This is a genomic window from Luteibacter sp. Sphag1AF, assembly GCF_014192715.1.
GTDB lineage: Bacteria > Pseudomonadota > Gammaproteobacteria > Xanthomonadales > Rhodanobacteraceae > Luteibacter.
In genome coordinates this window covers 49,621-74,586 of the sequence record NZ_JACHYH010000011.1, presented here as the reverse complement: position 1 = coordinate 74,586, position 24,966 = coordinate 49,621, and the positions used below count along the sequence as shown (strand labels likewise).

General features: G+C 65.1%; 22 protein-coding genes and 1 pseudogene. 8 read left to right on the top strand and 15 right to left on the bottom strand.

Annotated features, from left to right (window positions below; genetic code table 11):
* Positions 1-2: 2 nt before the first annotated feature.
* From FHW69_RS18060 to FHW69_RS18050, 3 genes are all read right to left on the bottom strand, one after another.
* Entirely contained in the window at positions 3-488 is a 486-nt protein-coding gene (locus tag FHW69_RS18060) for a hypothetical protein (protein ID WP_183424503.1), read from the bottom strand.
* A 60-nt stretch (positions 489-548) separates the two neighbouring features.
* Complete coding sequence (locus FHW69_RS18055; protein WP_183424502.1) at positions 549-1,535, bottom strand: multidrug resistance efflux transporter family protein; 987 nt, start codon at positions 1,533-1,535, stop codon at positions 549-551.
* Positions 1,536-1,641: 106 nt separating this feature from the next.
* Complete coding sequence (locus FHW69_RS18050) at positions 1,642-2,994, bottom strand: formimidoylglutamate deiminase (RefSeq protein WP_183424501.1); 1,353 nt, start codon at positions 2,992-2,994, stop codon at positions 1,642-1,644.
* Between the two features lie 101 nt (positions 2,995-3,095).
* On the opposite strand from FHW69_RS18050, the gene FHW69_RS18045 reads away from it, so the two are divergent.
* The 5 genes from FHW69_RS18045 to FHW69_RS18025 all read left to right on the top strand — a co-directional run bounded on the left by FHW69_RS18045 (position 3,096) and on the right by FHW69_RS18025 (position 9,827).
* Positions 3,096-4,667, top strand: coding sequence for a bifunctional GNAT family N-acetyltransferase/carbon-nitrogen hydrolase family protein (locus tag FHW69_RS18045; protein ID WP_183424500.1), 1,572 nt, complete (start codon positions 3,096-3,098; stop codon positions 4,665-4,667).
* On the top strand, positions 4,664-6,043 hold the full coding sequence (locus FHW69_RS18040; protein ID WP_183424499.1) for a chloride channel protein: 1,380 nt from the start codon (positions 4,664-4,666) through the stop codon (positions 6,041-6,043). The genes FHW69_RS18045 and FHW69_RS18040 overlap by 4 nt, the downstream gene beginning before the upstream one ends.
* Positions 6,040-7,278: an imidazolonepropionase gene (gene hutI / locus FHW69_RS18035; protein WP_183424498.1), complete on the top strand. Its 1,239-nt coding sequence runs from the start codon at positions 6,040-6,042 to the stop codon at positions 7,276-7,278. Before FHW69_RS18040 ends, hutI begins: the two co-directional genes overlap by 4 nt.
* Before the next feature lie 322 nt (positions 7,279-7,600).
* Positions 7,601-9,160 carry a hypothetical protein gene (locus FHW69_RS18030; protein WP_183424497.1) on the top strand — a complete coding sequence of 520 codons (1,560 nt, stop codon included), beginning with the start codon at positions 7,601-7,603 and terminating at the stop codon, positions 9,158-9,160.
* Complete coding sequence (locus tag FHW69_RS18025) at positions 9,075-9,827, top strand: FkbM family methyltransferase (protein WP_183424496.1); 753 nt, start codon at positions 9,075-9,077, stop codon at positions 9,825-9,827. The genes FHW69_RS18030 and FHW69_RS18025 overlap by 86 nt, the downstream gene beginning before the upstream one ends.
* Positions 9,828-9,996: 169 nt before the next feature.
* Here FHW69_RS18025 and FHW69_RS19125 read toward each other — a convergent pair.
* The 3 genes and pseudogenes from FHW69_RS19125 to FHW69_RS18010 form a co-directional block, all read right to left on the bottom strand.
* Positions 9,997-10,065, bottom strand: a pseudogene (locus FHW69_RS19125) (30S ribosomal protein THX); the annotation flags it as partial.
* Positions 10,066-10,146: 81 nt separating this feature from the next.
* Entirely contained in the window at positions 10,147-11,121 is a 975-nt protein-coding gene (locus tag FHW69_RS18015; RefSeq protein ID WP_183424494.1) for a cation diffusion facilitator family transporter, read from the bottom strand.
* Positions 11,122-11,158: 37 nt separating this feature from the next.
* Entirely contained in the window at positions 11,159-11,605 is a 447-nt protein-coding gene (locus FHW69_RS18010) for a MerC domain-containing protein (protein WP_183424493.1), read from the bottom strand.
* Between the two features lie 90 nt (positions 11,606-11,695).
* On the opposite strand from FHW69_RS18010, the gene FHW69_RS18005 reads away from it, so the two are divergent.
* Positions 11,696-13,696 (top strand): TonB-dependent receptor, encoded by a 2,001-nt coding sequence (locus FHW69_RS18005; protein WP_183424492.1) that lies wholly within the window; start codon positions 11,696-11,698, stop codon positions 13,694-13,696.
* A 112-nt stretch (positions 13,697-13,808) separates the two neighbouring features.
* Here the strand turns inward: FHW69_RS18005 and FHW69_RS18000 are convergent, their stop codons facing one another.
* Genes FHW69_RS18000 through gltX form a run of 3 tightly spaced genes read right to left on the bottom strand, consistent with a single transcriptional unit; the run spans position 13,809 to position 16,070 of the window.
* Positions 13,809-14,291, bottom strand: a complete 483-nt coding sequence (locus tag FHW69_RS18000; protein WP_343204048.1) for a transcriptional repressor — start codon at positions 14,289-14,291, stop codon at positions 13,809-13,811.
* 43 nt (positions 14,292-14,334) lie between these two features.
* On the bottom strand, positions 14,335-14,631 hold the full coding sequence (locus FHW69_RS17995; protein ID WP_183424490.1) for a hypothetical protein: 297 nt from the start codon (positions 14,629-14,631) through the stop codon (positions 14,335-14,337).
* Positions 14,632-14,666: 35 nt separating this feature from the next.
* Entirely contained in the window at positions 14,667-16,070 is a 1,404-nt protein-coding gene (gltX, locus tag FHW69_RS17990) for a glutamate--tRNA ligase (protein WP_183424489.1), read from the bottom strand.
* A 153-nt stretch (positions 16,071-16,223) separates the two neighbouring features.
* Here gltX and FHW69_RS17985 point away from each other — a divergent pair, with 153 nt between their 5' ends.
* Together FHW69_RS17985 and FHW69_RS17980 are read left to right on the top strand one after the other, a co-directional pair.
* Positions 16,224-17,384, top strand: a complete 1,161-nt coding sequence (locus tag FHW69_RS17985; protein WP_183424488.1) for a glycosyltransferase family 1 protein — start codon at positions 16,224-16,226, stop codon at positions 17,382-17,384.
* Positions 17,356-17,898, top strand: coding sequence for a phosphatase PAP2 family protein (locus tag FHW69_RS17980; RefSeq protein WP_183424487.1), 543 nt, complete (start codon positions 17,356-17,358; stop codon positions 17,896-17,898). The genes FHW69_RS17985 and FHW69_RS17980 overlap by 29 nt, the downstream gene beginning before the upstream one ends.
* 15 nt (positions 17,899-17,913) lie before the next feature.
* Here FHW69_RS17980 and accD read toward each other — a convergent pair whose 3' ends face one another.
* From accD to FHW69_RS17950, 6 genes are all read right to left on the bottom strand, one after another.
* Complete coding sequence (accD, locus tag FHW69_RS17975; protein WP_183424486.1) at positions 17,914-18,783, bottom strand: acetyl-CoA carboxylase, carboxyltransferase subunit beta; 870 nt, start codon at positions 18,781-18,783, stop codon at positions 17,914-17,916.
* 25 nt (positions 18,784-18,808) lie between these two features.
* The gene (gene trpA, locus FHW69_RS17970; protein ID WP_183424485.1) at positions 18,809-19,618 is read right to left on the bottom strand and encodes a tryptophan synthase subunit alpha; all 810 of its coding nucleotides are present in this window, start codon (positions 19,616-19,618) and stop codon (positions 18,809-18,811) included.
* Positions 19,615-20,826, bottom strand: a complete 1,212-nt coding sequence (gene trpB, locus FHW69_RS17965; protein WP_183424484.1) for a tryptophan synthase subunit beta — start codon at positions 20,824-20,826, stop codon at positions 19,615-19,617. Before trpB ends, trpA begins: the two co-directional genes overlap by 4 nt.
* Before the next feature lie 30 nt (positions 20,827-20,856).
* Positions 20,857-21,486, bottom strand: a complete 630-nt coding sequence (locus FHW69_RS17960) for a phosphoribosylanthranilate isomerase (RefSeq protein ID WP_183424483.1) — start codon at positions 21,484-21,486, stop codon at positions 20,857-20,859.
* Entirely contained in the window at positions 21,483-22,250 is a 768-nt protein-coding gene (gene truA, locus FHW69_RS17955; RefSeq protein WP_183424482.1) for a tRNA pseudouridine(38-40) synthase TruA, read from the bottom strand. Before truA ends, FHW69_RS17960 begins: the two co-directional genes overlap by 4 nt.
* A 100-nt stretch (positions 22,251-22,350) precedes the next feature.
* The gene (locus FHW69_RS17950; protein WP_183424481.1) at positions 22,351-24,792 is read right to left on the bottom strand and encodes a FimV/HubP family polar landmark protein; all 2,442 of its coding nucleotides are present in this window, start codon (positions 24,790-24,792) and stop codon (positions 22,351-22,353) included.
* Between the last annotated feature and the right edge of the window lie 174 nt (positions 24,793-24,966).

Sequence of the window (24,966 nt, the reverse complement as noted above, 5' to 3'; positions counted from 1 at the left end):
GATCAGCGGGTGACTTCGCCGCCCGTCGCGCCATCCCACACGATGGCCGCATCACGCTCTTCCGGAGTCAGCATCATCGCGTCGCGGGCGAAGGTCTGCCGGGTGGGGCCATCCTTCACCGCCAGCACGTGACCGCCATGGCGGGACAGTTCGTGCACGCCAGATGTGGACACCAGCGCCGCTGACCGCTCGTCATCCGTGGCCAGAAGAATCAGCAGGGTCTGCGAGTGCTCGGTATCCACAAACGTGACGCCACTGGTGGCACCCGAGGCGGCCAGTGATTTCGCATCCATGGGCACCGCCTTGACCCGTCCGGCCCAACGCGGCGGCCCCACGAAGCTGTAACCGGCCGCATCGTCGCGCCAGCGAAACGTTTTCATCGGCTCAGGCTCCGGTGCGCGGGTGCCATGCATGACGGGCGGCGGTGTGACCGCAGCACCCATGGACAGAGGAAGAAGCAGCAACCATGCGGGACTGAGCCATTTCATGTTTCGCGCTCCTGCGGCAATTCGGCAAACGAAGGGTACCGCGTTGGCGTGTGCGTTGCGTCAAGCGCCCCGGTCGGTGGCCGCTTCGTCAGCCACATGGGGGTCGGTGCTACTGTCGCGACCGCTCATCCATGCGAACAACACGATGCCGATCACGATGGCCACGGCACCCAGCGATGCCACCGGCCCCGGCAGCGCTTCATGGAGAAACACCAGCCCGATGATCGTGGCAAACAGCAGCTCGGCTGCCTGCATCGCTTCCACCGCAGCCAGCGCGGTGGGCTGACGCCCTACCATCGCGGTCGCGTGGAAGAAGAGCACCGTCGCCACCACACCCGAGGACAACGCCACGCCACCGGCCAGCAGAAGCTCCGTCCCCGTGGGCGGCCCGAGGGTCATCCACGTGACGATTGCCAGTACCAGCCACAGCGGCCAGCTGCACAGGGTCATGCCGAACACGCGCTGCACGGCACTCAACTGCGTGCCACTGCGCTCCAGGTGCAACATGATCATCCGGTTGCCCAACGGATAGGCGAACGCGGCGAACACCACCGCACCCACGGCCAGCCATGCATTCATGTCCAGCGATCCGTGCGCATGCCCCAGTTGCAGGGTGAGGACGCCCGCCACGATCAACGCACCCACGGCCAGCGTGCGCAAGGAAAGATGACCACGGTGGTCGCGATAGATCAGCGGCGCGAGCAATGGCCCGGCCAGCACCGTGGACTGGAAACTTCCCGCAATCAGCCAGGACGGCCCGCTGCTGGCCGCCCAGGTCAGCGGCACGCCAAACAGCACGAAACCCACACTGCTCCACAGGAACCAGGGACGCGGATGGCGCCGCAATTCGGCAGGAAACGCGCCCGCGCCACCCTGAAACGGCAGCACCAGAGCCAGCAACGGCAAGGTGATGAGATAGCGGCCAACCACAGCCCACTGCCAGTGGCCACCTGAACTCACCACCGCACGGTTGAGCACGTAGGTCAGGGTGAAAAACAGGGCGGACAGCAGCGCAAGCGCAACGGCCCTCAAGGCGGTGGAGCGCATCAGGCGTCCTTTCCTGGGCGAAGGGAGACCGATTGTGGCATGTGGATCGGCCCGTTTTCAGGCAGGCCGATGCAGATCACAGGGGTTGTGCGGCGTGCATCCCGCTTCAGAGGCTTGCCAGTCGCTCCACCACGCGACGGTAGTCTGCCGCAGACTCCGCTTCGCGTGGATGCGAGAAATCCCGCACGCGCCATTGCCCCGCGACCATCACGTCGCGCACCAGCGGCGTATTGCCGGCGAAGAGGAAGCTGTCCATCACGTCCGTGCCTTCGCGGGCCACCAGCAACGGCGAGGCATCGTCCAGCACCAGCAGATCGGCACGCGCGCCGTCCGTGATGGCGCCCAGCGCGAGCCCGCTGGCACGCGCCCCACCCGCCAGCGAGGCCTGCCACAGCGTGGCGCCCACGCTGTCACCCGCCTTGCGGGCGCTGATGTTGCGATGGCGCGTGGCCAGACGCTGGCCGTATTCCAGCCAGCGCAGCTCCTCCACCGGCGACACGGAGATATGCGAGTCCGACCCGATACCCAGGCAACCGCCGGCATCCAGGTAATCGGCCAGCGGGAACAGGCCGTCCCCGAGGTTGGCCTCGGTGGTGGGACACAGGCCAGCCACGGCCCCGCTTTTCGCCAGACGCTGGGTTTCGTGGCCCGTGAGGTGAGTGGCATGGACGAGGGTCCAGCGTTCGTCGACCTGGGCGTTATCCAGCAACCACGCCACGGGCGTGGTGCCCCGGATGGCCAGGCAATCCTGCACTTCGCCAATCTGCTCGGCGATATGGATATGCACGGGCATGTCGCGCGCCACGCTGGTAGCGAGCACCGCGCGCATGGCTTCCGGCGGCACCGCGCGCAGCGAATGCAGCGCAATGCCGATGTTCAGCATGGGGTTTTCCAGCGGCTTCAGTTGCTCAAGCAACGCCACGTACTGGCCCACATCGTGATGGAAACGCCGCTGCCGCTCGCCCAGCGGGCGCCCGTCGAAACCACCGGTCATGTACAACACGGGCAGCAGGGTGAGACCGATGCCGGCGTCTTTTGCCGCTTCAATCAACGCCAGCGACATGGCCGCAGGATTGGCGTAGCGCGCACCGTTGGGTGCGTGATGCAGGTAATGGAATTCGCAGACATGGGTGTACCCGGCCTTGAGCATCTCGATGTACAGCTGCGTGGCGATCACGCGAACATCGTCAGGCTCCAGCGCGGCGGCGAACGCATACATCGTTTCGCGCCATGTCCAGAAACTGTCATCGCCCGGCCCGCGCTGCTCGGCCAGACCCGCCATGGCCCGCTGGAAAGCGTGGGAATGGAGGTTGGGCATGCCGGGAACGATGAATCGTCCCGGCGTGTCGGCCGCCGTGCTTCTGGCAAAGCGCCCATCCACGATCCCGGGTGCCTGCGATGCCGGGCGCCAACCTCGGTCGTGCCAAATATTTCCGGCATGCAGTGGAGGGACGGACATGGACACTTCCTTCAGGACGAAAAGCCGATGGTAGTCCTCCGGGGCGCGGTCCAACCAGTCGCCATGCCCCAACCCGCTTACGAACCATCCATAATGAGCCCATGAACGCCGTCTACTCCGACCAGACCCCCAAGCTGCTCGTGCGCCAGGCGCGCCCGGCCGATGTCCCCCAACTCGTCGCCCTCACGGCGCGGGTTTACACGCCCGAGTGGGGACACTCGGCGGAAATGCTCCAGGGCCAGCAGACCCACTTCCCCGAAGGTCAGTTCGTGGTGGAGTACGAAGGCGTGATCGTCGGCTTCTGCGCCACGTTCCGCATCGCCGAGGCCGTGGCGCTGTCGCCACACACCTGGATGCAGATCACCGGCGGCGGCTTCGCCTCGCGCCACGATCCCAAGGGCGACTGGCTCTATGGCATGGAAGTGGTGGTGCATCCGGACTACCGGGGCATGCGCATCGGCCAGCGCCTGTACATGGCGCGCAAGCGACTTTGCACCGACCTGAAACTGCGCGGCATCGTCTTCGGTGGACGCATCCCGGGCCTGGCGCGCGCCATCCAGCGATACGGCAGCGCCGAAGCCTATGTGCAGGCGGTGGTCGAAGGCCGTCGCCGCGATCAGACGTTGAGCTTTCAATTGCGCAACGGGTTTGAAGTGATCGGACTGCTCCGCGAGTACGTGCCATCGGATCACGAATCACTGGGCTATGCCGCGCATCTGGTGTGGCGCAATCCACGCCTGCTGGATCAACCGGACGTGCCCAGGGTTTCGCAAAGCCATCGCCTGCCGGACTCGGTGCGCGTGGCGTCCGTGCAATATCAGCAGCGCCGCATTTCCTCGTTCGACGAGTTTGCCCGACAGGTCGAATACTTCGTGGACATCGCCGCCGATTACGACGCGGACTTCGTGGCGTTCCCGGAGCTGATCACGTTGCAGCTGCTGTCCATCGAAAACGCGGAACTGTCGCCGGTCGATTCGATCCGCCGCCTTTCCGAATACACCGATGAAGTGAAGGAGCTATTTCACCGGCTGGCCGTTCACTACAACATCAACATCATCGGCGGCTCGCATCCCACCCGCCAGCCGAATGGCGACATTCACAATGTCTGCTATGTCTGCCTGCGCGACGGCTCGGTGCACGAGCGTGAAAAGCTGCACCCCACACCCAGCGAACGCAACGTGTGGAATATCAGCGGCGGTGACTCGGCGGCCACCGTGCAAACCGACTGCGGCCCCATCGGCGTGATGATCTGCTACGACTCGGAGTTTCCCGAAGTGGCGCGCCACCTCACCGACCAGGGGGCATTGATTCTTTTCGTACCCTTCTGCACCGACGTGCGCGAGGGCTATCTGCGTGTGCGTTACTGTTCGCAGGCCCGTGCCATTGAAAACCAGTGCTACGTAGTGCTGTCGGGCAATGTGGGCAATCTGCCGGGCGTCAACAATTTCGACATCCAGTACGGACAGAGCTGCATCCTCACGCCCAGCGACTTCCCGTTCGCACGCGATGGCATCGCCGCCGATTCCACGCCCAATATCGAAACCGTGCTGTTTGCGGATCTTCGTCTGGAAAATCTGGCACGGGCGCGCAACTCCGGCGCCGTGCAGAATCTGAAGGACCGTCGTTTCGATCTGTACCAGGTGCGCTGGTCGCGCACACCCGAACCGCGATGAGTATCCCGCAGGAGACACCGCGAACCTCGGTGCGCGAGCGGGTCCGTCAGTTGGGACAGCACGAATGGCTGTCACCCGAGCAGTGGCGACGACGCCTCCTGTTCTGGGCCGGTGCCGTCGCCGTGGGCCTGGCAGCCGTGCTCTTCGCACGCGCGGCCGACTACGCCTTCAGCATCTTTCACGGCGTGGTTGAGCACAATCGCTTCTGGCCACTGCTGATCACGCCCGCGACATTCGCGCTGCTGTGCTGGCTGACGCAAGGCGCACTGAAAGCCACGCGTGGATCGGGCATTCCGCAGGCAATTGCGGCACTGAAGATCGAAGACGACGGATTCCGCTCACGCCTTCTGTCGCTGCGCGTGGCAGTGGGCAAGATGGCGCTCACGCTCGCTGCCCTGCTCGGCGGCGCGTCGGTCGGTCGCGAAGGGCCCACGGTGCACGTGGGTGCGGGCATCCTGTTTTCGCTGGGTCGCCGCTTCGGCTTTTCCGATGCGACCTCGGCCGGGCGGTTCATCCTGGCCGGGTCCGCCGCGGGCCTGGCGGCCGCCTTCAACACGCCGCTGGCAGGCGTGGTGTTCGCCATCGAGGAAATGTCGGGCACGTTCGAGCATCGCATGAGCGGCACGCTGCTGACTGCCGTGATCGTCGCGGGCGTCGTGTCGCTGGGCATCATGGGCAACTACGCCTACTTCGGCGACATCTCCGCGTCGTTGCCACTGGGCCGTGCATGGATCGCGGTGCTGCTGACCGGTGTACTCGGCGGCGCATTGGGCGGATTGTTCGCACGCGCCATCATTCCCGATGCACGGGGCTTTCGCGGATTCATCGGCCGCGTGCGGGCACGCCAGCCGGTGCTGTTTGCAGCGGCGTGCGGACTTGCCCTGGTGTTTCTCAGCCTGCTCAGTCAGCAGGGCCTGTATGGCACGGGCTACGCACAGGCACAGGACATCCTTCAGGGACATCCGGACACCGGCCCCGCGTTTGGCCTGCTGAAGTTTCTCGGCAACATCGCATCGTCATGGGCGGGCATTCCCGGCGGCATTTTTTCCCCTGCGCTGGCCGTGGGTGCGGGCCTGGGGGAAAACGTCGCCTCCCTGCTCCCCGGCTCCGATGCACCCGCCATCGTGCTGCTGGGCATGGCCGCCTATCTGACCGGCGTGACCCAGGCGCCGCTGACCGCGACCGTCATTTCCCTGGAACTGACCGCCAACCGGCAAATGGCGCTGCCGATCATGGCCGCCTGCCTGCTGGCGCGCGCCGTATCGTCACTGGTGTGTCGCGTCCCCGTATACAAGGCACTGGCGAATCACCTGATCGCCGCTTACGAACAAGAACAGACCCGGCAATCCGATGCCGGTGAGGCATCGAAGCCATGAGCACCGACAACCGCATGGATCACCTGCTGATCAACGCGAACCTCGCCACCATGACGGACAACGGCCGCCCTTACGGCACCGTGGAGAACGCCGCCATCGGCATGCGCGATGGCGTGGTTGCTTACGTGGGCGCCATGAGCGAGCTGTCCGCTGCACCGCATGACCTCGCCCATCGGGTCACCTCGCTGGACGGTGCATGGGTCACGCCAGGACTGATCGACTGCCACACGCACCTGGTCTTCGGTGGCGACCGCGCCACGGAGTTTGAGCAGCGGCTCGAAGGCGCCTCGTATGAGGACATCGCGCGACAGGGCGGCGGCATCGTATCCAGCGTGCGTGCCACGCGCACGGCAAGCGAAGACGAGCTGCTGAAACAATCGCTGCCGCGCGCCCGGGCGTTGCTGAGCGATGGCGTGACCACGCTGGAAATCAAATCGGGCTACGGACTGGAACCGGATGCCGAACGCCGCATGCTGCGCGTGGCGCGACGCATCGGGCGCCAGCTTGGCATCACCGTACGCACCACCTTTCTTGGTCTGCACGCGTTGCCACCGGAATACCGCGAGCGCCGCGACGACTACGTCAGCCTGGTGTGCGACACGATGCTGCCCGCCCTGGTGGAAGAAGAGCTGGTCGATGCGGTGGATGCCTTCTGCGAGAGCATCGGCTTCACCCCGGCAGAAACGCGCCGGCTGTTTGAACGCGCACGCGAACTGGGTGTGCCGGTGAAACTGCATGCCGAGCAGTTGTCCGACCTGAGTGGCGCGGCACTCGTGGCCGAGTTCGATGGCCTGTCTGCCGATCACATGGAATGGGCCAGCGAAGACGGCATCCGCGCGATGGCAGACAAAGGCACCGTTGCCGTGATGTTGCCGGGTGCCTACTACGCGTTGCGCGATACGCGCCCGCCTCCCATTGATGCCTTCCGTCGCCATGGTGTGCCCATGGCCGTGGCCAGCGATCTCAATCCAGGCACCTCGCCTGTGCTGTCGTTGCGTCTGGCCATGAGCATGGCCTGCACGCTGTTTCGCATGACCCCCGAAGAAGCACTGCGTGGCACCACCGTGCATGCTGCGCGGGCGCTGGGGCTGGATGATCGCGGCACGCTCGCACCTGGCAGTCGTGCCGATCTGGCCGTGTGGGACGTGCGCCACCCGGCGGAGTTGTCTTACTGGATCGGTGGTCAACTGTGTCGCGACACATGGGTTGCGGGCGAGAAGCGCTCAGCTACCTGATTCCGCAGTAAGACATCGCAACACGCGCCGGCAGAACGTGCCGGACGCGTGGCAAGCGAGCGAGAGCGACATGCTATAAAGACGCGCGGACATGGTTGGTCCGCCACCTGCACTCGCAGGCGCGCACAAGGAAGAGAAGCGATTGAAACACGCACCCTGCCCCCGTACTGGCCCCCGCATGCACGACGCCATGTGCGTCCGTTGGTGCGCCGCGCTGATGCTGGTGCTCTGCCTTGTGTCGGCATGTGCACCGCTTGCACGCAATTCGCCTACGCGGGCTGGCAACGCCATCCCTGTCAGGCACGTCACGAAAAAACACGCTGTGTCGCGAAAACCGCCGACACAGTTGCTTTCCATACTGTCGCTACCGCAGCAGGCCGCACTGGCCCGTGTGCATGTGCCCGCTGCGGTAGCGACGACGCCCGCCACGCCGTGGCTTCCGCTGTCACTGCCGCTGCCATCCACCCAGCCCGCTACCGCTTTCGTTGCGCCGGTTCACAACATCTCTGCACGTTCGACACTGAAGGGCTGGCATCTGTGGCTGGCAAGCCTGCTGGGCATGGATTTGCTGGCACTTATTTTCGTGATCCGGCAAACGCGAATGGATCGTGCGGATGCGTGTCGTGCCGCAGCCGCCCTCACAGCGCACGCACCGGCCGTCCCGGCAGAGCGTGCGGAACCGCTGCTATGGATCAGCCAGCCGATGCGCACCTGCGGCCCGGGCGTACCCGCACACGCCATGGATCTTACGGAAGATGGCTTCGCGCACGCCGCGTTTCTTCGATGGTTGCTTATTGGCGCGTCGGTCGGCGATCAGTCCGGGGCGGGGCTGAACGAGCCTGACGCTGTTGCGCCCGTGGTTCACGCGGGTGATGTCGTGGCAACCCGCGCGCCTCGCGAGCCCGTGCTGCCGGCGGCGGCTGCGTTGCGTCAGCAGTTCGCACAGATCATGCGGCTGTCGCAGCCGTCGCGCCTGCTCGCATTCCGCGCATTGCAGGAATCCCCTCCGGACAACACTCACCCCCAATGGCTGGATGTGTGGATCGACATCCTCACCGCATGGGCAGGTGACCTGCCTGCCCACGCCGCCCTCGCCCGTTATCTGCATGCCGCGCAGCTATGTACGCAACTTGCAGCCGTACCGCACTGGCGCGACGACGCGCAATGGCGTCATGCCATGCTGGCGAGGCGTTGTGCAGAACTGACTGAGCCACCCGACCGCGCGCGTCATCTCCATCTGGCAGGCGAATTGCTGGATGCGTTGTACCAGCGCAAACCGGATGCCTCGCTGGCGTGCGCCATTGCCGAAGTCGCCTGCGAGCGCGCCGCGCTGCTGCCGCCTGAGGAACTGGGCGATGTGTGTTCACACGCGCTCGTGCACGCCTTCATGGCGGAAGCCGATGACTCGCAAAAGGCCGGCGCATTGCGTTGCCGACTCACCGCGCAACGACTGCATGATGCCGTCAGCGAATCCGGTGCTGGCAGCGAGTTGGCGCTCCGGCTGGTCACCCAGCTCAAGGATGCTGCGCCGGATGACCCGGTCGCACTCATTCAGATGGCAGCCGTCTATCTCGATGACGACGACCTTGCTGCCGCCAGCCAGTGCTGCGAACAGGCGTGGCGCGTGTGCGGCGCGACACCTGAGATCCTGTCTGTCTGGCAGGCCATCTTCGCGCGCTGGAACACGCTTGCGCAGCAAGGCGCCATGTCCGCGCCCTCCGCCGATTCCGTGCGCCGCTATCGCGTCGCGCATGCTACCCGCACCGCCGTCCCGCCAAGGAAAGGAAGCACTTGCCATGAACATGACCCACCCGGCCACCGACGCCCCCTCACGCCTCTGGACGATGCGCTACGGCATCGCGTCAGCCATGCCGCTGGCTGACACCGTCGCACGTGCCATGCAGACCTACGGCGAGTGGGCCGAGCAGGAAGTGGAACTGCTGAGCGCGCTCGTCGATGAAGGCCACACAGTCGTCGAAGTGGGTGGAGACTATGCCGCACACACCATGTGGCTGGCCCGCGCTGTAGGCGATGGCGGGCGCGTGCACGTCACCGAACCGCGGCGCCTGCCCTTCCAGCAGCTTTGCGCCAACGTGGCGCTGAACGGCCTGGCCAACGTGCACACGCATCATGCGTGGCTGGGCCGCACCGCCGGACGGGCGGCACTGTCGTCGTTACCGTTGATGGACCCGACCTCAGGGGAAGCCATTCGCGTGGAATCGGTGGACGAACTCACCCCCGCCGCGCTACACCTGCTGAAAATCAACCTGGCGGGCGCGACGCTGGACGCCCTCGCGGGCGCGACAGAGACCATTCGTCGGCATCGCCCCATGATGTATGCCCGGCTGGGCGGGCTCAACGCATGCCAGGCCGAAGTACAGGCCATGAAGGAGATGGGCTACCGGGTGTGGTCGCATGCCCCGTATCTGTACAACCCGGGCAACCACGCGGGCCAGGCCACCAACCTGTTCCCGGGCATCGTTCAGCAGAATGTGGTGGCCGCGCCGGTCGAGAGCCGGTTTGAATTCGAGGATCGCTTCGAGCTGTGAGACGGGCCCGGGATGAACCAAAAAAAACCCCCGCAATGCGGGGGTCTTGTATCGCAACCGAACGAAAGAATCAGGCAGACTTCTTGCGCGGCGCAGCGGCCTTCTTCGCAGCAGGGGCGGCCTTGACGGCTGCCGGCTTGGCGACAACGCCAGTGACGACGTCGGTATGCGGACGAGCCTTGCCGTAGCTTGCGCGATAGATTTTGCCGCGGCGGGTCCTGCGATCACCCTTACCCATGGGGAACTCCTTGAATTCGTGAACGGATGGAACGGCCGGCCATCGTAACAGCGCCCGCGTAAAGCGCAAGGGATACGCTGTTCAGCGAACCCGGTGAGAACCGTCAGAACAGCCTTCCAGCTCGTCCTGGCAAGGGCCCGGGTCAAACTGAACGGTGGCGTGGCCCACGCCATAGCGGTCGTTAAGAAGCACCTTGATGGCCTGAAGCACCCGGGACTGGTCTGCCCCGTCTTCCAGCTCGGCATGCAGGGTGGCCATGCGGGAGCCGGCCGTGACCTGCCAGACGTGAACGTGGTGGACGCCCAGAATGGCCGTATCCGCCCCGCGGACAGCTTCCTCGACCTCTGCCAGCTCCACGCCGTCCGGCGTGCCTTCCAGGAGGATGTGGGAGGAACGGCGCAGCAGCATCCACGCGCTGCGCAGGATCAGCAGCGACACCAGCACCGACAGCACCGGATCGGCCCACAGCCAGCCCATCCAGCGCACGGCCAGCGCGGCAAGAATGGCGGCCACGGAGCCCAGAAGGTCGCCCAGCACATGAAGGCTGGCCCCGGCGATGTTCACGTCGTCCGGATCGTGATGATGCAGCGAACGCAGCACCACCACGTTTACCGCAAGACCCACCACGGCAACGATCAGCATGATGCCTGAGAGGATCGGCTGCGGATCGAACAGGCGCTGCACCGCCTCGTAAATGATGAATGCGACCAGTGCGAACTGGGTCAGCGCGTTGACGAAGCCCGCCAGCACCTCGATGCGGCCGTAGCCGTAGGTGCGCCGCGCGTCTGCCGGACGTGCGGCAAAACGGGCGCCAAAGAAGGCAAGAAGCAGCGCCAGCGAATCGACCAGCATGTGGCCTGCATCCGCAATCAGCGCCAGCGAGCCGGAAACGAAGCCGCCGCCCGCTTCCACCACCATCATCAGCGTGGTCAGCGCAAAGGCAAAAAGCAGCTTGCGTTCGCTGGAGGGCGCATCGCCGTGCGAATGGCCATGGGCGTGATCGTGCCCGTGGTCGTGTTTGTGCGACGCGTGGTCGTGAGAATGAGAGTGAGCCATGCGCGGAATGCTAGGGACTGAGGCCGCGGTTACACAATCACGGGTGCGCGCAATGCGGGCCGTGCAGGTGGCCTGCGTGCCCGCTGCGATCCACTTTCAGATTGACGAAATGCGCGCTGGCCACCAGCAGCCCGCCACAGGTCACCAGCGCGCTGTGCACGAAGAGCGAGCCGCCATGCAGGAACGTGACGCCCAGCACCAGCAGCACCAGCCCCGGCACGGCCAGCATCAGCGGAAGACGACGGCGATGACGGCGATATCCGGATACCAGCGCGAAGGTGGCCAGCGTGCACGCGAAGCCCACGAACGTGGCCTCAAAGCGATGCGACGACAGGAATTCCAGGCCCAGCACGGGCAACAGCGCCAGTGCGAACGGCAGAGCGGCGCAATGAATCGCGCAGAGGAACGAAGCGGTGGCGCCCAGCCGGTCGGCAGCATGCCACCAGCGGCGCGGAGCTTGGATATCGTCGGATTCGGGCGTCATAGAGGTCGATAGGGTGACTAGTTGCACAGGCGGTGGCAAGCAATGTTACTTTATAACATTGCAAAACTGAACCATGGAGCACCGCCCCCGATGCGCAAGACCCTGCTAGCCCTGACCCTCGCCGCCACCTTCGCCCCGCTCCCGGCGCTGGCCACCGATACCACCGACGACGCCGTACAGGACACCTCGCCCGAAACCGGCCGCAAACACGCCCGTCACCTCGATGCCGTGGTGGTCACTGCTGTGCCGCTGGGCCAGAACGCTGACCAGATCGTAGCGCCCGTGGCCGTGCTCAGTGGGTCACAGCTGGATGACGTGAAAGGCGTATCGCTCGGCGAAACGGTCTCCAGCATTCCCGGTGTTCAGTCCAGCGCGCTTGGCACGGCGGTGGGTCGCCCCATCATTCGCGGCCTGGACGGCCCGCGCGTGTCGGTGCTTGAGAACGGCCTGTCGTCGCAGGACGTATCGAATGTGAGCCAGGACCACGCCGTCACGCTGGAACCATTTCTGGCTGACCAGATTGAAGTGCTGAAGGGTCCGTCCACCCTGCTCTACGGCTCGGGCGCCATCGGTGGCGTGGTGAACGTGGTCGACGGCCGCGTGCCCGAAAAGGCGCCCGCCAATGGGTTTGCCGGCCGCGCCGAATTGCGCAACGACAGCGTATCCGATGGCCAGACAGGCCTGTTCCGCGTGGATGCGGGCAACGACCAGTTCGCGATCCACGCCGACGGCATGCACCGCGACAATGGCGACTACGACATTCCTGGCGGCACGCTGGCCAACAGCGCGGTGAAGACAACGGCTGGTTCGCTCGGCGCGTCAGTGCTGGGCGACTGGGGCTATGTGGGCTTGTCCATCGCGCGCTTCATGGATCTTTACGGCAGCCCGGCGGAACCCGGTGACGCTGACGAAGGCGAAGCCCCCGTGCATATCAAGATGGCGCAGACCAACTACAACCTCAAAGGCGGTTTGCTTCAGCCCTTCGCAGGCATCGAGAAGATCGAGTTCAACCTCGGCCACAACAGCTACCAGCACGTGGAATACGAAGGCGATGAGCCGGGCACCACGTTCAAGACCAACAGCAATCAGGCGCGCATCATTGCCACGCACGCCCCTGTCGCCGGATGGGAAGGCGCGTTCGGCATTCAGACCCAGCATCGTCAGTTTGCTGCCGTTGGTGACGAGACATTTGTGCCGCCGACCACCACCAGGAGTGCCGGCATTTTCCTGACCGAGCAGCAGAATTTTGGTCCGGTGAAAATCGAGTGGGGCCTGCGTCGCGACAAGCAGACCGTGCAGCCCATTGACGGCGCGAAGCGTACCTTCAACCCGAACAGCCTTTCCGGTGGCGTGTCGTGGCGTTTCACCGACAACTGGCATCTGAGCCTCAACCTCGATCACGCCGAACGCGCACCGTCGGAAGAGGAACTGTTCTCCAATGGCCCGCATGCCGCGTCGGCCACGTACGAAATCGGCGACGCGAAACTGGGCAAGGAAAGCTCCAATCAGGCGGAGCTTGGCTTGCATTTCCATGGCGACATCGTGGAAGGCAAGGTGGCGATTTACTACAACCGGTACAAGGATTTCATCTACCTCGCCGACACCGGCACGATGGAAGACAACCTGCCAGTGCGCAACTGGGCGCGGAACGATGCAACGTTCCGCGGTGCGGAAGCGGAAGCCACCTTCCATCTGGCCAGGGGCAACAGCGGCCATTGGGACTTGCGTGCTTTTGGCGACACCGTGCGTGCCACGCTGGACAACGGCGGCGGCAACGTGCCGCGCATTCCGTCAGGCCGCGTGGGCGCACAATTGCGCTGGAACAATTCCGATGTGCGCGCCAGCATCGGTGCCGTGCGCTACTTCAAACAGGACAAGGTCGCCGCGTTTGAAACCGACACGGCCGGATACACCCTGGTCAATGCCCATGTGGCGTGGACGTTCGTCAACAACGATCGCACGCAATGGGAAGCCTTCGTGGATGGCAACAACCTCACCAACCAGACAGCGCGCCCGGCCACGTCCCTGTTCAAAGACGTAGCCCCCCTCCCGGGCCGCAATGTGTCTGTTGGTGTGCGCGCGTTCTTCTGACCGCGCATCCACGGAGCCGTCACTCATCCCGACTTCCCCCGGGGTGAGTGGCGGTTTTTTTTCGCCTGGGTGGAAAGCGAGCTTGCTCCCACCGGAACGCCAGGAACGGCGATCAGGCTTCGCGGCAGTTCTTGCACACGCCGTGAACTTCCAGCGTCTGGGCCTGCGGGCGGAAGCCAAAGGCCTTGGCCTGGGCTTCGATCAGTTCAGCCACGCGCTCGTCGCACACTTCCTGGGCGCACGAACACACGTCGCAGATGAGGAACGGCACCTGATGGGATTCTGCCGGGTGATGGCAGGACACATAGGAGTTGATGGATTCCAGCTTGTGGATGAAGCCATTCTCCAGCAGGAAATCCAGCGCCCGATACACCGTGGGCGGCGCCGCATTGCCGTGCGTTTCGCGCAGGCGGTCCAGCAGATCGTACGCCTTGACCGGCTTGCCGGCGGCGGCCACCAGTTGCAACACCTCGCGACGCAACGGCGTCAGGCGGAGACCACGCTCGGTACTGGCATGCTCCACCGCACGAACGAAGCTGCGGGCGTCGTCATGGTGATGATGGGAATGCGCTGGCGGGTTGGACTGGGTGGTCACGGGCAATACCTCGGGGAGGCCTCGAGCATACCATCGGGGCGCGTCAGCGCTTTTTCGAGGGCCCTGCCGGTGGCAAAGGAGGGGGCAACGCGGGTTTTCGCCGCGCGGGAAGGAACGGCATGATCCAGCCGAACGGCCCGAGGATGATGGCCCAGACGACGCCAGTCATGAGACGCCCCCGCCACCAGCCCAGCAATGCCCCCACCACGATGAAGAACACCGACCAGGCCACGAGGGCGCCCCACGGCACCAGCGCCATCAGGCGCCCGAACATGATGCCGAAGGCGGCCGGATCGGCGGGGTCCACGCCCTGCATGACCTTGTCGAGAAGGTCACCCAAGGACATGGACTCCGGGCCGGCGCATTCCCGGCGAATCAGCCGCGGGCGCGGGCCAGCGCGTCGTCGATGCGCGCAAGCGCACCGTCACGGCCAGCCAGGTAAATGGTGTGTTCGATGGAGGGCGAAATCTGGGTGCCCGTCATCGCCACGCGCAGCGGCGCCGCGACCTTGCCCATGCCCAGTTCCAGCGCCGCAGCCACCTGCTCCACCACGCCGTGAATCGCCACCGGCGTCCACTCGGCCAGTGCGGCCAGACGCGTCTTCGCATCCTCCAGCGCCGCCGGGGCGGTGTCGGTCTTCAGGTGCTTCTCGATGGCCTTCTCGTCCCACTCGCTGATGGGGGCGTACCACGTGCGGGCACGCTCGGCCATTTCCTTCAGCGTCTGCACGCGGTCACGCAGCGCGACGATGACATCAGCCGGGGCCGGGCCCTGGTCCGGGTCGATGCCGATGCGACGCAGGTGCCATTCAAATTCGGCGGCCAGTTCCAGCGGATCGTCGTTCTTGAGGTAATGCTGGTTGAGCCACGAGAGCTTGGCCACATCAAAGCGCGATGCCGCCTTGTTCACGTCGCTGACGTCGAACAGCGTGTTCATTTCAGCGACGGAGAAGATCTCCTGGTCGCCGTGCGACCAGCCCAGGCGAACCAGATAATTGAGCAGCGCGTGCGGCAGGAAGCCGTCGTCGCGATACTGCATGACGCTGACCGCGCCGTGGCGCTTGGACAGCTTCTGGCCATCGGGACCCAGGATCATCGGCAGGTGCGCGAACTCGGGCACGGGTGCGCCAAGTGCGTGGTAGATGTTGATCTGGCGCGGCGTGTTGTTGACGTGGTCATCGCCACGGATCACTTCGGTGATGCCCATGTCGATGTCGTCCACCACAACGGCGAAGTTGTAGGTGGGGAAGCCATCGGAGCGGAAGATCACCAGGTCGTCCAGCTCTTCGTTGGACCACTCGATGCGACCCTTCACCTTGTCGTCGAACACGACACTTCCGCCCACCGGGTTCTTGAAGCGGATCACGCGGTTGGGGTCGTCGCGGTACGGCTCGTTGCGATCGCGGTAGTAGCCGTTGTAGCGCGGCTTTACACCCCTGGCCATGGCGTCGTTGCGCATGGCCTCGATCTCTTCCTTGCTCTCGTAGGCGTAATACGCCTTGCCTTCGCGCAGCAGACGATCCGCCACCTCGCGGTAACGATCCATGCGCAGCGTCTGGTAGAACGGGCCTTCGTCGTGACGCAGGCCGAGCCAGTTCATGCCATCCAGAATCGCCTGCACGGCTTCCTGGGTGGAGCGCTCCTGATCCGTGTCCTCGATGCGCAGCACGAAGGTGCCGCCACGGCGACGGGCCTCCAGCCAGCAGTACAGCGCGGTACGGGCACCGCCAATATGGAGGTAGCCGGTGGGACTGGGGGCAAAGCGGGTACGGACGGTCATCGGAAGGTATCTGGCACAGACGAAAGCGCGATTTTACCCGAAGCGGAGGGATGAACCCCAGCCGCAACCGTCATCTTGCCGTCATGCGCCGATCACCCGGGCGACATGGGCCGGGCTCAGCATGCTCCTGAGCCCCCGCCAACAGGCACCGCCATGCGCATCGGCATCGTCAGTGAAACCTACCCGCCGGAGGTCAACGGCGTGGCGCTGACCGTTCGGGCACTGGCTCAGGGCATGGCCCGTCGTGGACATACCGTCGACCTGGTCCGCCCTTATCGCGCCGAGCGCGATACGGCCCCGGAGGCTTCCATCGAAACCCTGGATGCCACGGGCGTCAGCCTGCCCCGCTATTCGGGCCTGCGTTTCGGCCTTCCCGCCCGCTTCACGCTGGAACGCCGCTGGCGCGAGGTTCGCCCCGACGCGATCTATGTGGCCACCGAAGGCCCGCTCGGCTGGAGCGCGGTCAGTGCCGCCCGGCGCCTGGGCATTCCGGTCTCCACCGGCTTCCACACGCGCTTTGACACCTACGCCGACCACTACGGCATCGGCCTGCTGACGCCGCTGGTGCGTGGCTACCTGGCCCGCTTTCACCGTCGTAGCGGATCGACCCTGGTGCCAACCAACGCACTGGCCGACGAACTGGCGAGCATGGGCGTGCACAACGTGCGCCTGCTGCGTCGTGCCGTGGACACGCGCCAGTTTCATCCGTCGCGACGGGATGCCTCGCTGCGCGCGCAATGGGGCGTGGACGAGGACACGCCGGTCGTGCTGTACGTCGGACGCATCGCGCCTGAAAAGAATCTGCCGCTGGCCGTGGCTGCATTCCGCGCCCTGCAGCGTCGCGTGCCCGACGCACGCTACGTGTGGGTGGGTGACGGCCCGGCGCGTGCCGCACTGGCCGAGGCCAATCCCGATTTCATCTTTACCGGTGTGCAGCGCGGTGACGTGCTGGCCGCCACCTATGCAAGCGCCGACCTCTTCGTTTTTCCCAGCCTGAGCGAAACCTTCGGCAACGTGCTGCTGGAAGCCATGGCTTCCGGTTTGCCGGTGGTGGCATACAGCGAGGGCGCGGCGCGAGAACACATCCACAACGGCCAGAACGGCATCCGCGTGGTGCCGGGAAACGAGGCCGGATTCATTGAACGAAGCGCGGCTTTGGGTGCCGACATTCCGACCCGACGCACCATGGGAACCGCCGCGTGCATCAGCGTGTCATCGCTTTCGCCCGACGTCGTGATCGCCGACTTTGAAGGTCTCCTGCGCTCGCTTGCCGAGGAAACACGCCATGAACGTCCTGCCGCCATCGTCGCCTAAAATCACGCTCGACCGCCGCATGTGCGTCGCTGCCAATCGCTGGGGCGCACGCCGCGCGGTTGGCCTGTTCTTCGGTATCGTCAGCCGCCTGGGTGATGGCGTGTTCTGGTATGCACTGATGAGCGTGATCGCCATCGTGGGCGGCTGGCATGGCGCCATCGCCGCAGCGCACATGGCTCTGACCGGGCTCACGGCACTGATGCTTTATCGCCTGCTGAAGCGCTGGACGCGTCGCCCGCGTCCGTTCCGCACCTGTCCGGGCGTGATCGCGCATGTGCCGCCGCTGGATGAATTCAGCTTCCCGTCGGGTCACACGTTGCAGGCGGTGTCGTTCACCGTGGTGGCGCTGGCGTACTTTCCGATGCTGGCACCGCTGCTGATCGGCTTCACGGCGCTGGTGGCCGCGTCACGTGTAGTGCTGGGCCTGCACTACCCCAGCGACGTGCTCGCGGCCATTGCCATCGGTTGCGGTCTGGGCAGCGCGTCGGTGTGGCTGGGCCACACCATCGCCTGATTCATACGCGCGGCATCACGCCGCGCGCGGTGCCTTCGACAGCACGCCGAGCATGGCGCCCAGCTTGTCGCGCATTTCGCGACGGTCCACGATGACGTCCACGGCACCGTGGTCCACCAGGAACTCCGAACGCTGGAAGCCTTCGGGCAGCGTTTCGCGCACGGTCTGCTCGATGACGCGGGGACCGGCAAAACCTATCAGCGCCTTCGGCTCCGCAACATTGACGTCGCCCAGCATGCCAAGGCTTGCCGACACGCCGCCCGTGGTCGGATACGTAAGCACCGAGATGTACGGAACGCCAGCATCACGCATGCGTGCAAGTGCTGCCGACGTCTTGGCCATCTGCATCAGCGAGAACAGGCCTTCCTGCATGCGCGCGCCACCCGTGGCTGCGAAGCACACCAGGCCGCTGCGCTCAGCCAGCGCCAGTTCGGCCGCACGGGCAAACTTCTCGCCCACCACCGACCCCATGGAACCACCCATGAAGGCATATTCAAACGCGACCGCCACGAGCGGACGATCAAGCAGCTTGCCGGACATGGCCAGCAGCGCGTCTTTTTCGCCCGTGGACTTCTGCGCCGCGATGATGCGGTCCTTGTACTTTTTCTGATCCTTGAACTTCAGCGCATCCACCGGCTCAAGCTTCGGCCAGAGTTCGGTGGTGCTGCCTTCGTCAAAGAAGGCCGACAGGCGCGCACGCGCGCCAATGGCGTGGTGATGACCGCACTTCGGGCACACCATCAACGACTTTTCGAGTTCCGGGCGATACAGCACGGTGCCGCAACCCGCGCACTTTTCCCAGACACCTTCGGGCACCTTGCCCTTGCCGCCGGTCGCGCTTTGCGCGCGGGTCTTCGGCGTCATGATTTTCTGCAACCAATTCATACCATCCCTCCAGTATTAACCCGGCTCAACCCTTGCGCGCATCGAGCGCGGCCCGGATCGGCGCGAGAAAGTCGTGTGCACGCGTGGCGGCATCGTCGACCGAAGTGGCCTCGGCAAGGCGCTCGACCAACGCGCTTCCGATAACCACCGCGTCGGCGAACGCGGCGATTGCCACGGCGCTGCCCGCATTGCGAACGCCGAAACCGACAGCGACCGGAGCGCTCGATGCCGTGCGAATGGCGGCCACGCGGGCTGCGATGTCGTCGGTGCTGAGCTGGGCACTGCCGGTAATGCCGGCAAAGGACACATAGTACAGGAATCCTGATGATGCCTTGCAGAGCCGCTCCATACGCGCGGGTGCGGTGGTGGGCGATGCGAGAAGGATCTGATCGAGGCCCGCAGCACGCAGCGGCTCAAGCACATGAGCCTCTTCGATGGGGCAATCCACGAGCAGCACGCCGTCCACGCCCGCAGCTACGGCGTCGGTGGCGAAGCGTTCGTAACCGTACATTTCCAGCGGGTTGAGATAGCCCATCAGCACGATGGGCGTATCCGCATCGGTCTGCCGGAATTCGGCCACCCATCCAAGCACGGTCTTCAAGCCCACACCGCGCGCAATGGCGCGTTCGCTGGCGTGCTGGATCACCGGGCCGTCGGCCATGGGATCGGAAAACGGCACCCCCAGTTCGATGACATCTGCACCGCCTGCGACCAGCGCATGCAGCATCGGCACCACAGCTTCGGGCAGCGGATCGCCTGCCGTCACAAACGGAATGAGGCCCGTACGGCCGGCTGCTTTCAGCTCGGCAAATCGACGTTCAAAACGGGTCTTCACAGTTCGATACCTTCACGCGCGGCGATGGTGTGGACGTCTTTATCGCCACGACCGGAAAGGTTGGCGAGCACCAGCGCATCGGCCGGCAATTCACGCGCGAGCTTCATCGCCTGCGCGATGGCGTGGCTGGATTCCAGTGCGGCCAGAATGCCTTCGGTGCGCGCAAGCAGATGGAAGGCTTCCAGAGCTTCGTCGTCGGTGATGCCAACGTATTCCGCACGACCCGCATCTTTCAGGAACGCATGCTCCGGACCCACACCCGGATAGTCGAGCCCCGCCGATACCGAATGGGTTTCGGTGATCTGACCGTTTTCGTCACTGAGCACATAGGTGCGGTTGCCGTGCAGCACACCCGGCTTGCCCGCTGCGAGCGACGCGGCATGACGGCCGGTTTCAATACCCTCGCCTGCCGCTTCCGCACCCACGATGCGCACGCTGGCATCGTTGAGGAATGCGTGGAACAGACCGATGGCATTGGAACCACCGCCAACACATGCGGTGATGGCGTCAGGCAGACGTCCATACTGCTCAAGCATCTGCTGGCGTGCTTCGCGGCCGACAATGGCATTGAAGTCGCGCACCATCTGCGGATACGGGTGCGGGCCGGCGACGGTGCCGATGATGTAGAAGGTGTCGGCCACGTTGGTGACCCAGTCGCGCATCGCTTCGTTGAGCGCGTCCTTGAGCGTCTTGGAGCCGGAGGTGACCGGAATCACTTCCGCGCCCAGCAGCTTCATGCGATAGACGTTGATCTTCTGGCGCTCGATATCCACGGCGCCCATGTACACGACGCACTTCAGACCCATGCGTGCTGCAACGGTGGCGCTGGCCACGCCGTGCTGGCCCGCGCCGGTCTCGGCGATGATCCGCGTTTTACCCATGTGCCGGGCAACCAGTGCCTGGCCGACGGTGTTGTTGATCTTGTGCGCGCCGGTGTGATTGAGGTCTTCGCGCTTGAGCAGGATCTTCGCGCCGCCCACGTGCCGGGACAGGCGCTCTGCGTGATAGATGGGGCTCGGGCGACCCACGTAGTACTTCAGGTCACGATCCAGTTCGGCGATGAACGACGGATCGTTGCGCAGGCGATTGTAAGCCTCGGTGAGTTCGGCCAGAGGCTCCATGAGCGTCTCTGCTACATACACGCCACCGAAGTCGCCGAAGCGGCCATGCGCATCGGGGTAGGCGTGGAAATCCGCGATCTTGGTCATGCCTTGCGTTACCTGTGGTGGCTTTGGGCGTCAGCGGTGGGCGGACGCCTGGTGTACGGCGGAAATGAAGCGTTCCATCTTAGCCTCATCCTTGATGCCCGGCGATGTCTCGATCCCGCTTGAGACGTCCACGGCATAAGGCCTGGCGATGGCAATCGCCTCTGCAACGTTGTGTTCGGTAAGGCCTCCGGCCAGCAGCAGCGGCTGGGTCAGGCCGGCGGGCATCAGCGACCAGTCGAAACGATGGCCACTGCCACCCATCTGCCCCAGGCCATGCCCGTCCAGCAGCAGGCCGGATGCGCCCGGATACTGATGCAGGCGCGCCAGCGCCGGCTCGCCCTCGCCCATGGCGATGGCCTTGAGGTAGCGCAGGCCAAACGCCGCGCACGCCTCGTCGGTTTCTTCGCCATGGAACTGGAGCATGTCCGGCTTCACGACCTCGATGACCTCGCGCACCCAGGCCTCATCGTCATCCATCATCAGCGCGACCACGCTCACAAACGGGGGCACCATCGCGCGGATACGCGCGGCAGCGGCCGGTTCGATGAAACGCTTGCTGCGGCGGGTGAACACAAAGCCGATGGCATCGGCGCCGAGCTCAGCGGCGCGTTGCGCGTCTTCAGCACGGGTGATGCCACAGCACTTAATGCGGGTTCTCATAGCGTGACCTCGGCCGGAAGGCCCCAGTGCGCCTCGTAACGCGGACCAAGGAAAGTCAGACCCTCGGCCGGTGCGGTTGCGCCCGCGACTTCGCGATTGCGCCCTTCCAGCAGTTCGCCCATCCAGCCAAGCGACTGCTCGCCACGACCGATGACCAGCAGCGACCCCACAATGTTGCGGACCATGTGGTGCAGGAAGGCATTGGCCTGAATCTCCACGACCACGTGGCGGTCTTCTCGCAGCACGCGAATCGAGTGCACATTGCGGCGCGCATGCGCGGCCTGGCACTGGATGGCGCGGAACGCGGAAAAGTCGTGTTCGCCGATGAGAGCCTGGGCCGCTTCATGCATCGCGTCGGTATCCAGCGCGCGACGCTCCCACGCCACGAAGCGGGCGTCCAGCGCAGGGCGGACCATGCGCGGCAGGATGCGATAACGGTACTGGCGTGCGCGGGCCGAGAAGCGTGCGTGGAAGTCGTCGGCCACCGGCTGCGCCCAGGTCACCGCCACGGTATGCGGCAGGTTGGAGCATGCACCCAGAATCCATCCGCGCATGTCACGCACGACATCAGTGTCGAAATGGACCACCTGGCAGCGACCGTGCACGCCCGCATCCGTACGGCCGGATGCGGTCACTTCCACAGGATGATTGGCAACGCGGGTCAGGGCCGACTCAAGCGCGCCCTGCACGGTCGAGGCGTGGCTGAGACGCTGCCAGCCAAAGAAGTCGGTGCCGTCGTATTCGACGCCTAGAGCGATACGCATGGAGCCAGAAGGGTAACCGGAGGAATGGGCAAGAGTACCACCCAACGCAAAAAGCCGGCTTGCGCCGGCTTCTTGCGAGACAACTCTTACGATCAAACGGTCAGCCGATGTCGCTCAGGAGACGGCGGGCCGTGTCCTTCTGCATCTGCGAGCCTTCCACGATCACTTCGTCCAGCATGGCGCGGGCGCCATCGGCGTCACCCATGTCCAGATAGGCGCGGGCCAGGTCCAGCTTGGTGTCCACCGGGTCGTCGCTGAAGCCTTCGTTCTCGGTGTCTGCCGCGTAAACCGGCTCCTCACCGAATTCCGGCTCGTCAAACTTCCACGTGGACGGCAGCTCCGGCTCAACGGCCGGTGCCGGCGTATCGCTGACCGGCAGATGGTGCACGGTCTCCGGCGGCAGCACGTCGTCGAAGGCCGATAGCGGCGCATCGTCGTGATGCGGCTGCGGGTCAACGTAAAGCGGCTCGATGTACGGCGACTCTTCCGCGTTCACAGCGAACACGTCCGGTGCCGTGGCGTGGGTTTCGGCATCGGCGCGCTGCTGCGGCGTCAGGTCGAAATTGAAGTGGTATTCGCTGTGTTTCAGCGGCGTGGTGGCGCTGGGGCGCTCAGGCTCCTGCGGGGTGACCACGTAACTGCCAAGGTCGAATTCTTCCAGCGCAGCGGCTTGGTGACCGTCTTCGTCCTCGTCGGGCGACTGGCCCGTGCCACCGAACAGCGGGTGGCTGGGAACGAGGTCTTCACCCATCGTGACCACTTCCTGCCACTCGGCCTGTTCCGGGTCGGCCACGTGGGCGTACATGGCTTCGGCAGCGGCTTCAAAGTGGTCGACGTCGCGACGGCCGTAATAGAGGCTGACCAGTTCCAGGTGCAGGCCCACGTCGTCCGGATGTTCGGCCAGCGCGTCGAGCAGTTCGCGCTGATCCTTGTCCAGCTCGTCGGTGTGGCCAAAGCTGTCGAACGCCTGCTCATCACCGAAGCGATCGGCCAGCGACGAGTTGCTTACCGCGGCAACCGGCTTCTTGCGGCGACCAAAAACGGCGGCCAGCAGACCCAGTAGGATCACGATGCCGCCGGCACCCCAGACCAGCGGCTGCATGTACCACTCCGGCGCGGCGGTGGGCGCCACGGGCGTGATGTGCGGCGTGGACGGCGTGGCCACGGGCGGCTTCGGCGCGGAGGCTGCGGGCGCAGCATCCTTGATCGGCGTGATGGCGACGGTGGCGCCGGGTGCCGGAACGGCAGCGACCGAAGCGCTGGCCGCAGGCGTGCTGGCGGCAGGTGCCGCTGCGGCCGGGCTGGTGGCAGCCGCGGCGGGTGCGGCAGCCACGGGCGTCGTTGCGGCAGCGACCGGCTCGGCCGGCTGGCCCGCTGCCTTGTGCGCTTCGGCCAGCTTGCGCTGCAATTCAGCGATTTCCGAGTCTTTCAGGCTCAGAAGCCGCGTGTTTTTCTGGTTGATCTCTTCCAGATCGCCGATGCGGGATTTCAGCTCCGCACCCTGCTGCTTCATGGAAGCGAGCGATTCCTGCGTGGTGGCCAGTTGCTGTTTGAGGCCAGCCACGGCGGCATCACCCTTGCCGCCTGCCGTTCCGGCGCGAGTGGAAGCACTGTCGCCGCCTTCGGCGGCCGGCGCGAGCGCCAGACGGTCGCTGGGGGATTTCTTGCCCGATGCGGCCGGAGCGGCCTGACCGGTGGCGGCGGCGTCTGCCACTGCCGACGGCGCGCGGGCACTGCCGCCGCGCCAGTCTTCATTCTGACGACGCACTTCAGCCAGCGCCGCCGCAGCGGTGAGGGCCTGTACGTCTTCCGGACTGGGTACGCGCAGAACGACACCCGTCTTCAGCGCATTCATGTTGTCGCGGTAGAACGCGTCCGGGTTGGCCTTCTGCAAGGCCACCAGCATGCGATTCATGTCGCTGCCGCCGGCCGCTTCGCGGGCGATGGTGGACAGGGTCTGGCCGCGCTGGACCGGGCCGATGGTGCCGCTGGCCGGCGTGTGGTGGCTGACCGGCTGGGTCGGCGCGCCAGCAAAGGAGCTGGTGCGGGACGGTGCAGGCGCGCTGGATTCGGTGGTCGGCGACGACGAACGCGACGGCACCGGAGAGGTGCGGCTGGGGACGCCGGCGGCCGAACTGGCCGGCGCAGCACCGCCAAAGCGCGGCGGGTCCAGAAGCATGGTCACTTCGCGCACGACCTTGCTGCCGCCCGCATTCACTTCGACCAGGAAGTCCAGATACGTGTCACGTACCGGCTCGGCACTGGTGACGCGGATGACCGACTGACCCTGCGCATTGCGGCTGACCACAAATTGCAGTTCGACCGGCAGGCCCTTGCGATTGATGCCCGCCTGGCTGAAGGCGTCTTCGGAGGCCAGCGTGACGTGGATATTGTCGCCGGACACACCCGAGAGCGGAATTTCCGCCAGCAACGGCTGATCGACGGTCGACTTGACCTGGACCTGGCCCAGGTTCTGCGCCAGTACCTGGCCCGTACCGACGGCAAGCGCCAGCATGATGGACAGCTTCAACGAACGGTTCATCAATCACTTCCCCCGAACTAAACCGGTTGCCGGCGGCCTGCTCTTGAAAAAAGGCAGTTGGCCGCAAAGGCGCCACTTTAGTGCACCCATACAAGAATGAACAATAGCGGATACGGGTAGTTACACGACAACGTTAACGCCGTCATGAATTCCGTACGCGCTTCCCCTTGAACT

Coding starts and splice junctions, on each gene's coding strand:
- FHW69_RS17960 (WP_183424483.1), bottom strand. CDS start 21,486: ATGAGAACCCGCATTAAGTGCTGTGGCATCACCCGTGCTGAAGACGCG.
- accD (WP_183424486.1), bottom strand. CDS start 18,783: ATGAATTGGTTGCAGAAAATCATGACGCCGAAGACCCGCGCGCAAAGC.
- trpB (WP_183424484.1), bottom strand. CDS start 20,826: ATGACCAAGATCGCGGATTTCCACGCCTACCCCGATGCGCATGGCCGC.
- FHW69_RS18055 (WP_183424502.1), bottom strand. CDS start 1,535: ATGCGCTCCACCGCCTTGAGGGCCGTTGCGCTTGCGCTGCTGTCCGCC.
- FHW69_RS18025 (WP_183424496.1), top strand. CDS start 9,075: ATGAACATGACCCACCCGGCCACCGACGCCCCCTCACGCCTCTGGACG.
- FHW69_RS18040 (WP_183424499.1), top strand. CDS start 4,664: ATGAGTATCCCGCAGGAGACACCGCGAACCTCGGTGCGCGAGCGGGTC.
- FHW69_RS18045 (WP_183424500.1), top strand. CDS start 3,096: ATGAACGCCGTCTACTCCGACCAGACCCCCAAGCTGCTCGTGCGCCAG.
- FHW69_RS17985 (WP_183424488.1), top strand. CDS start 16,224: ATGCGCATCGGCATCGTCAGTGAAACCTACCCGCCGGAGGTCAACGGC.
- FHW69_RS18005 (WP_183424492.1), top strand. CDS start 11,696: ATGCGCAAGACCCTGCTAGCCCTGACCCTCGCCGCCACCTTCGCCCCG.
- gltX (WP_183424489.1), bottom strand. CDS start 16,070: ATGACCGTCCGTACCCGCTTTGCCCCCAGTCCCACCGGCTACCTCCAT.
- FHW69_RS18050 (WP_183424501.1), bottom strand. CDS start 2,994: ATGTCCGTCCCTCCACTGCATGCCGGAAATATTTGGCACGACCGAGGT.
- truA (WP_183424482.1), bottom strand. CDS start 22,250: ATGCGTATCGCTCTAGGCGTCGAATACGACGGCACCGACTTCTTTGGC.
- FHW69_RS18060 (WP_183424503.1), bottom strand. CDS start 488: ATGAAATGGCTCAGTCCCGCATGGTTGCTGCTTCTTCCTCTGTCCATG.
- FHW69_RS17980 (WP_183424487.1), top strand. CDS start 17,356: ATGAACGTCCTGCCGCCATCGTCGCCTAAAATCACGCTCGACCGCCGC.
- FHW69_RS18010 (WP_183424493.1), bottom strand. CDS start 11,605: ATGACGCCCGAATCCGACGATATCCAAGCTCCGCGCCGCTGGTGGCAT.
- FHW69_RS17950 (WP_183424481.1), bottom strand. CDS start 24,792: ATGAACCGTTCGTTGAAGCTGTCCATCATGCTGGCGCTTGCCGTCGGT.
- hutI (WP_183424498.1), top strand. CDS start 6,040: ATGAGCACCGACAACCGCATGGATCACCTGCTGATCAACGCGAACCTC.
- FHW69_RS18015 (WP_183424494.1), bottom strand. CDS start 11,121: ATGGCTCACTCTCATTCTCACGACCACGCGTCGCACAAACACGACCAC.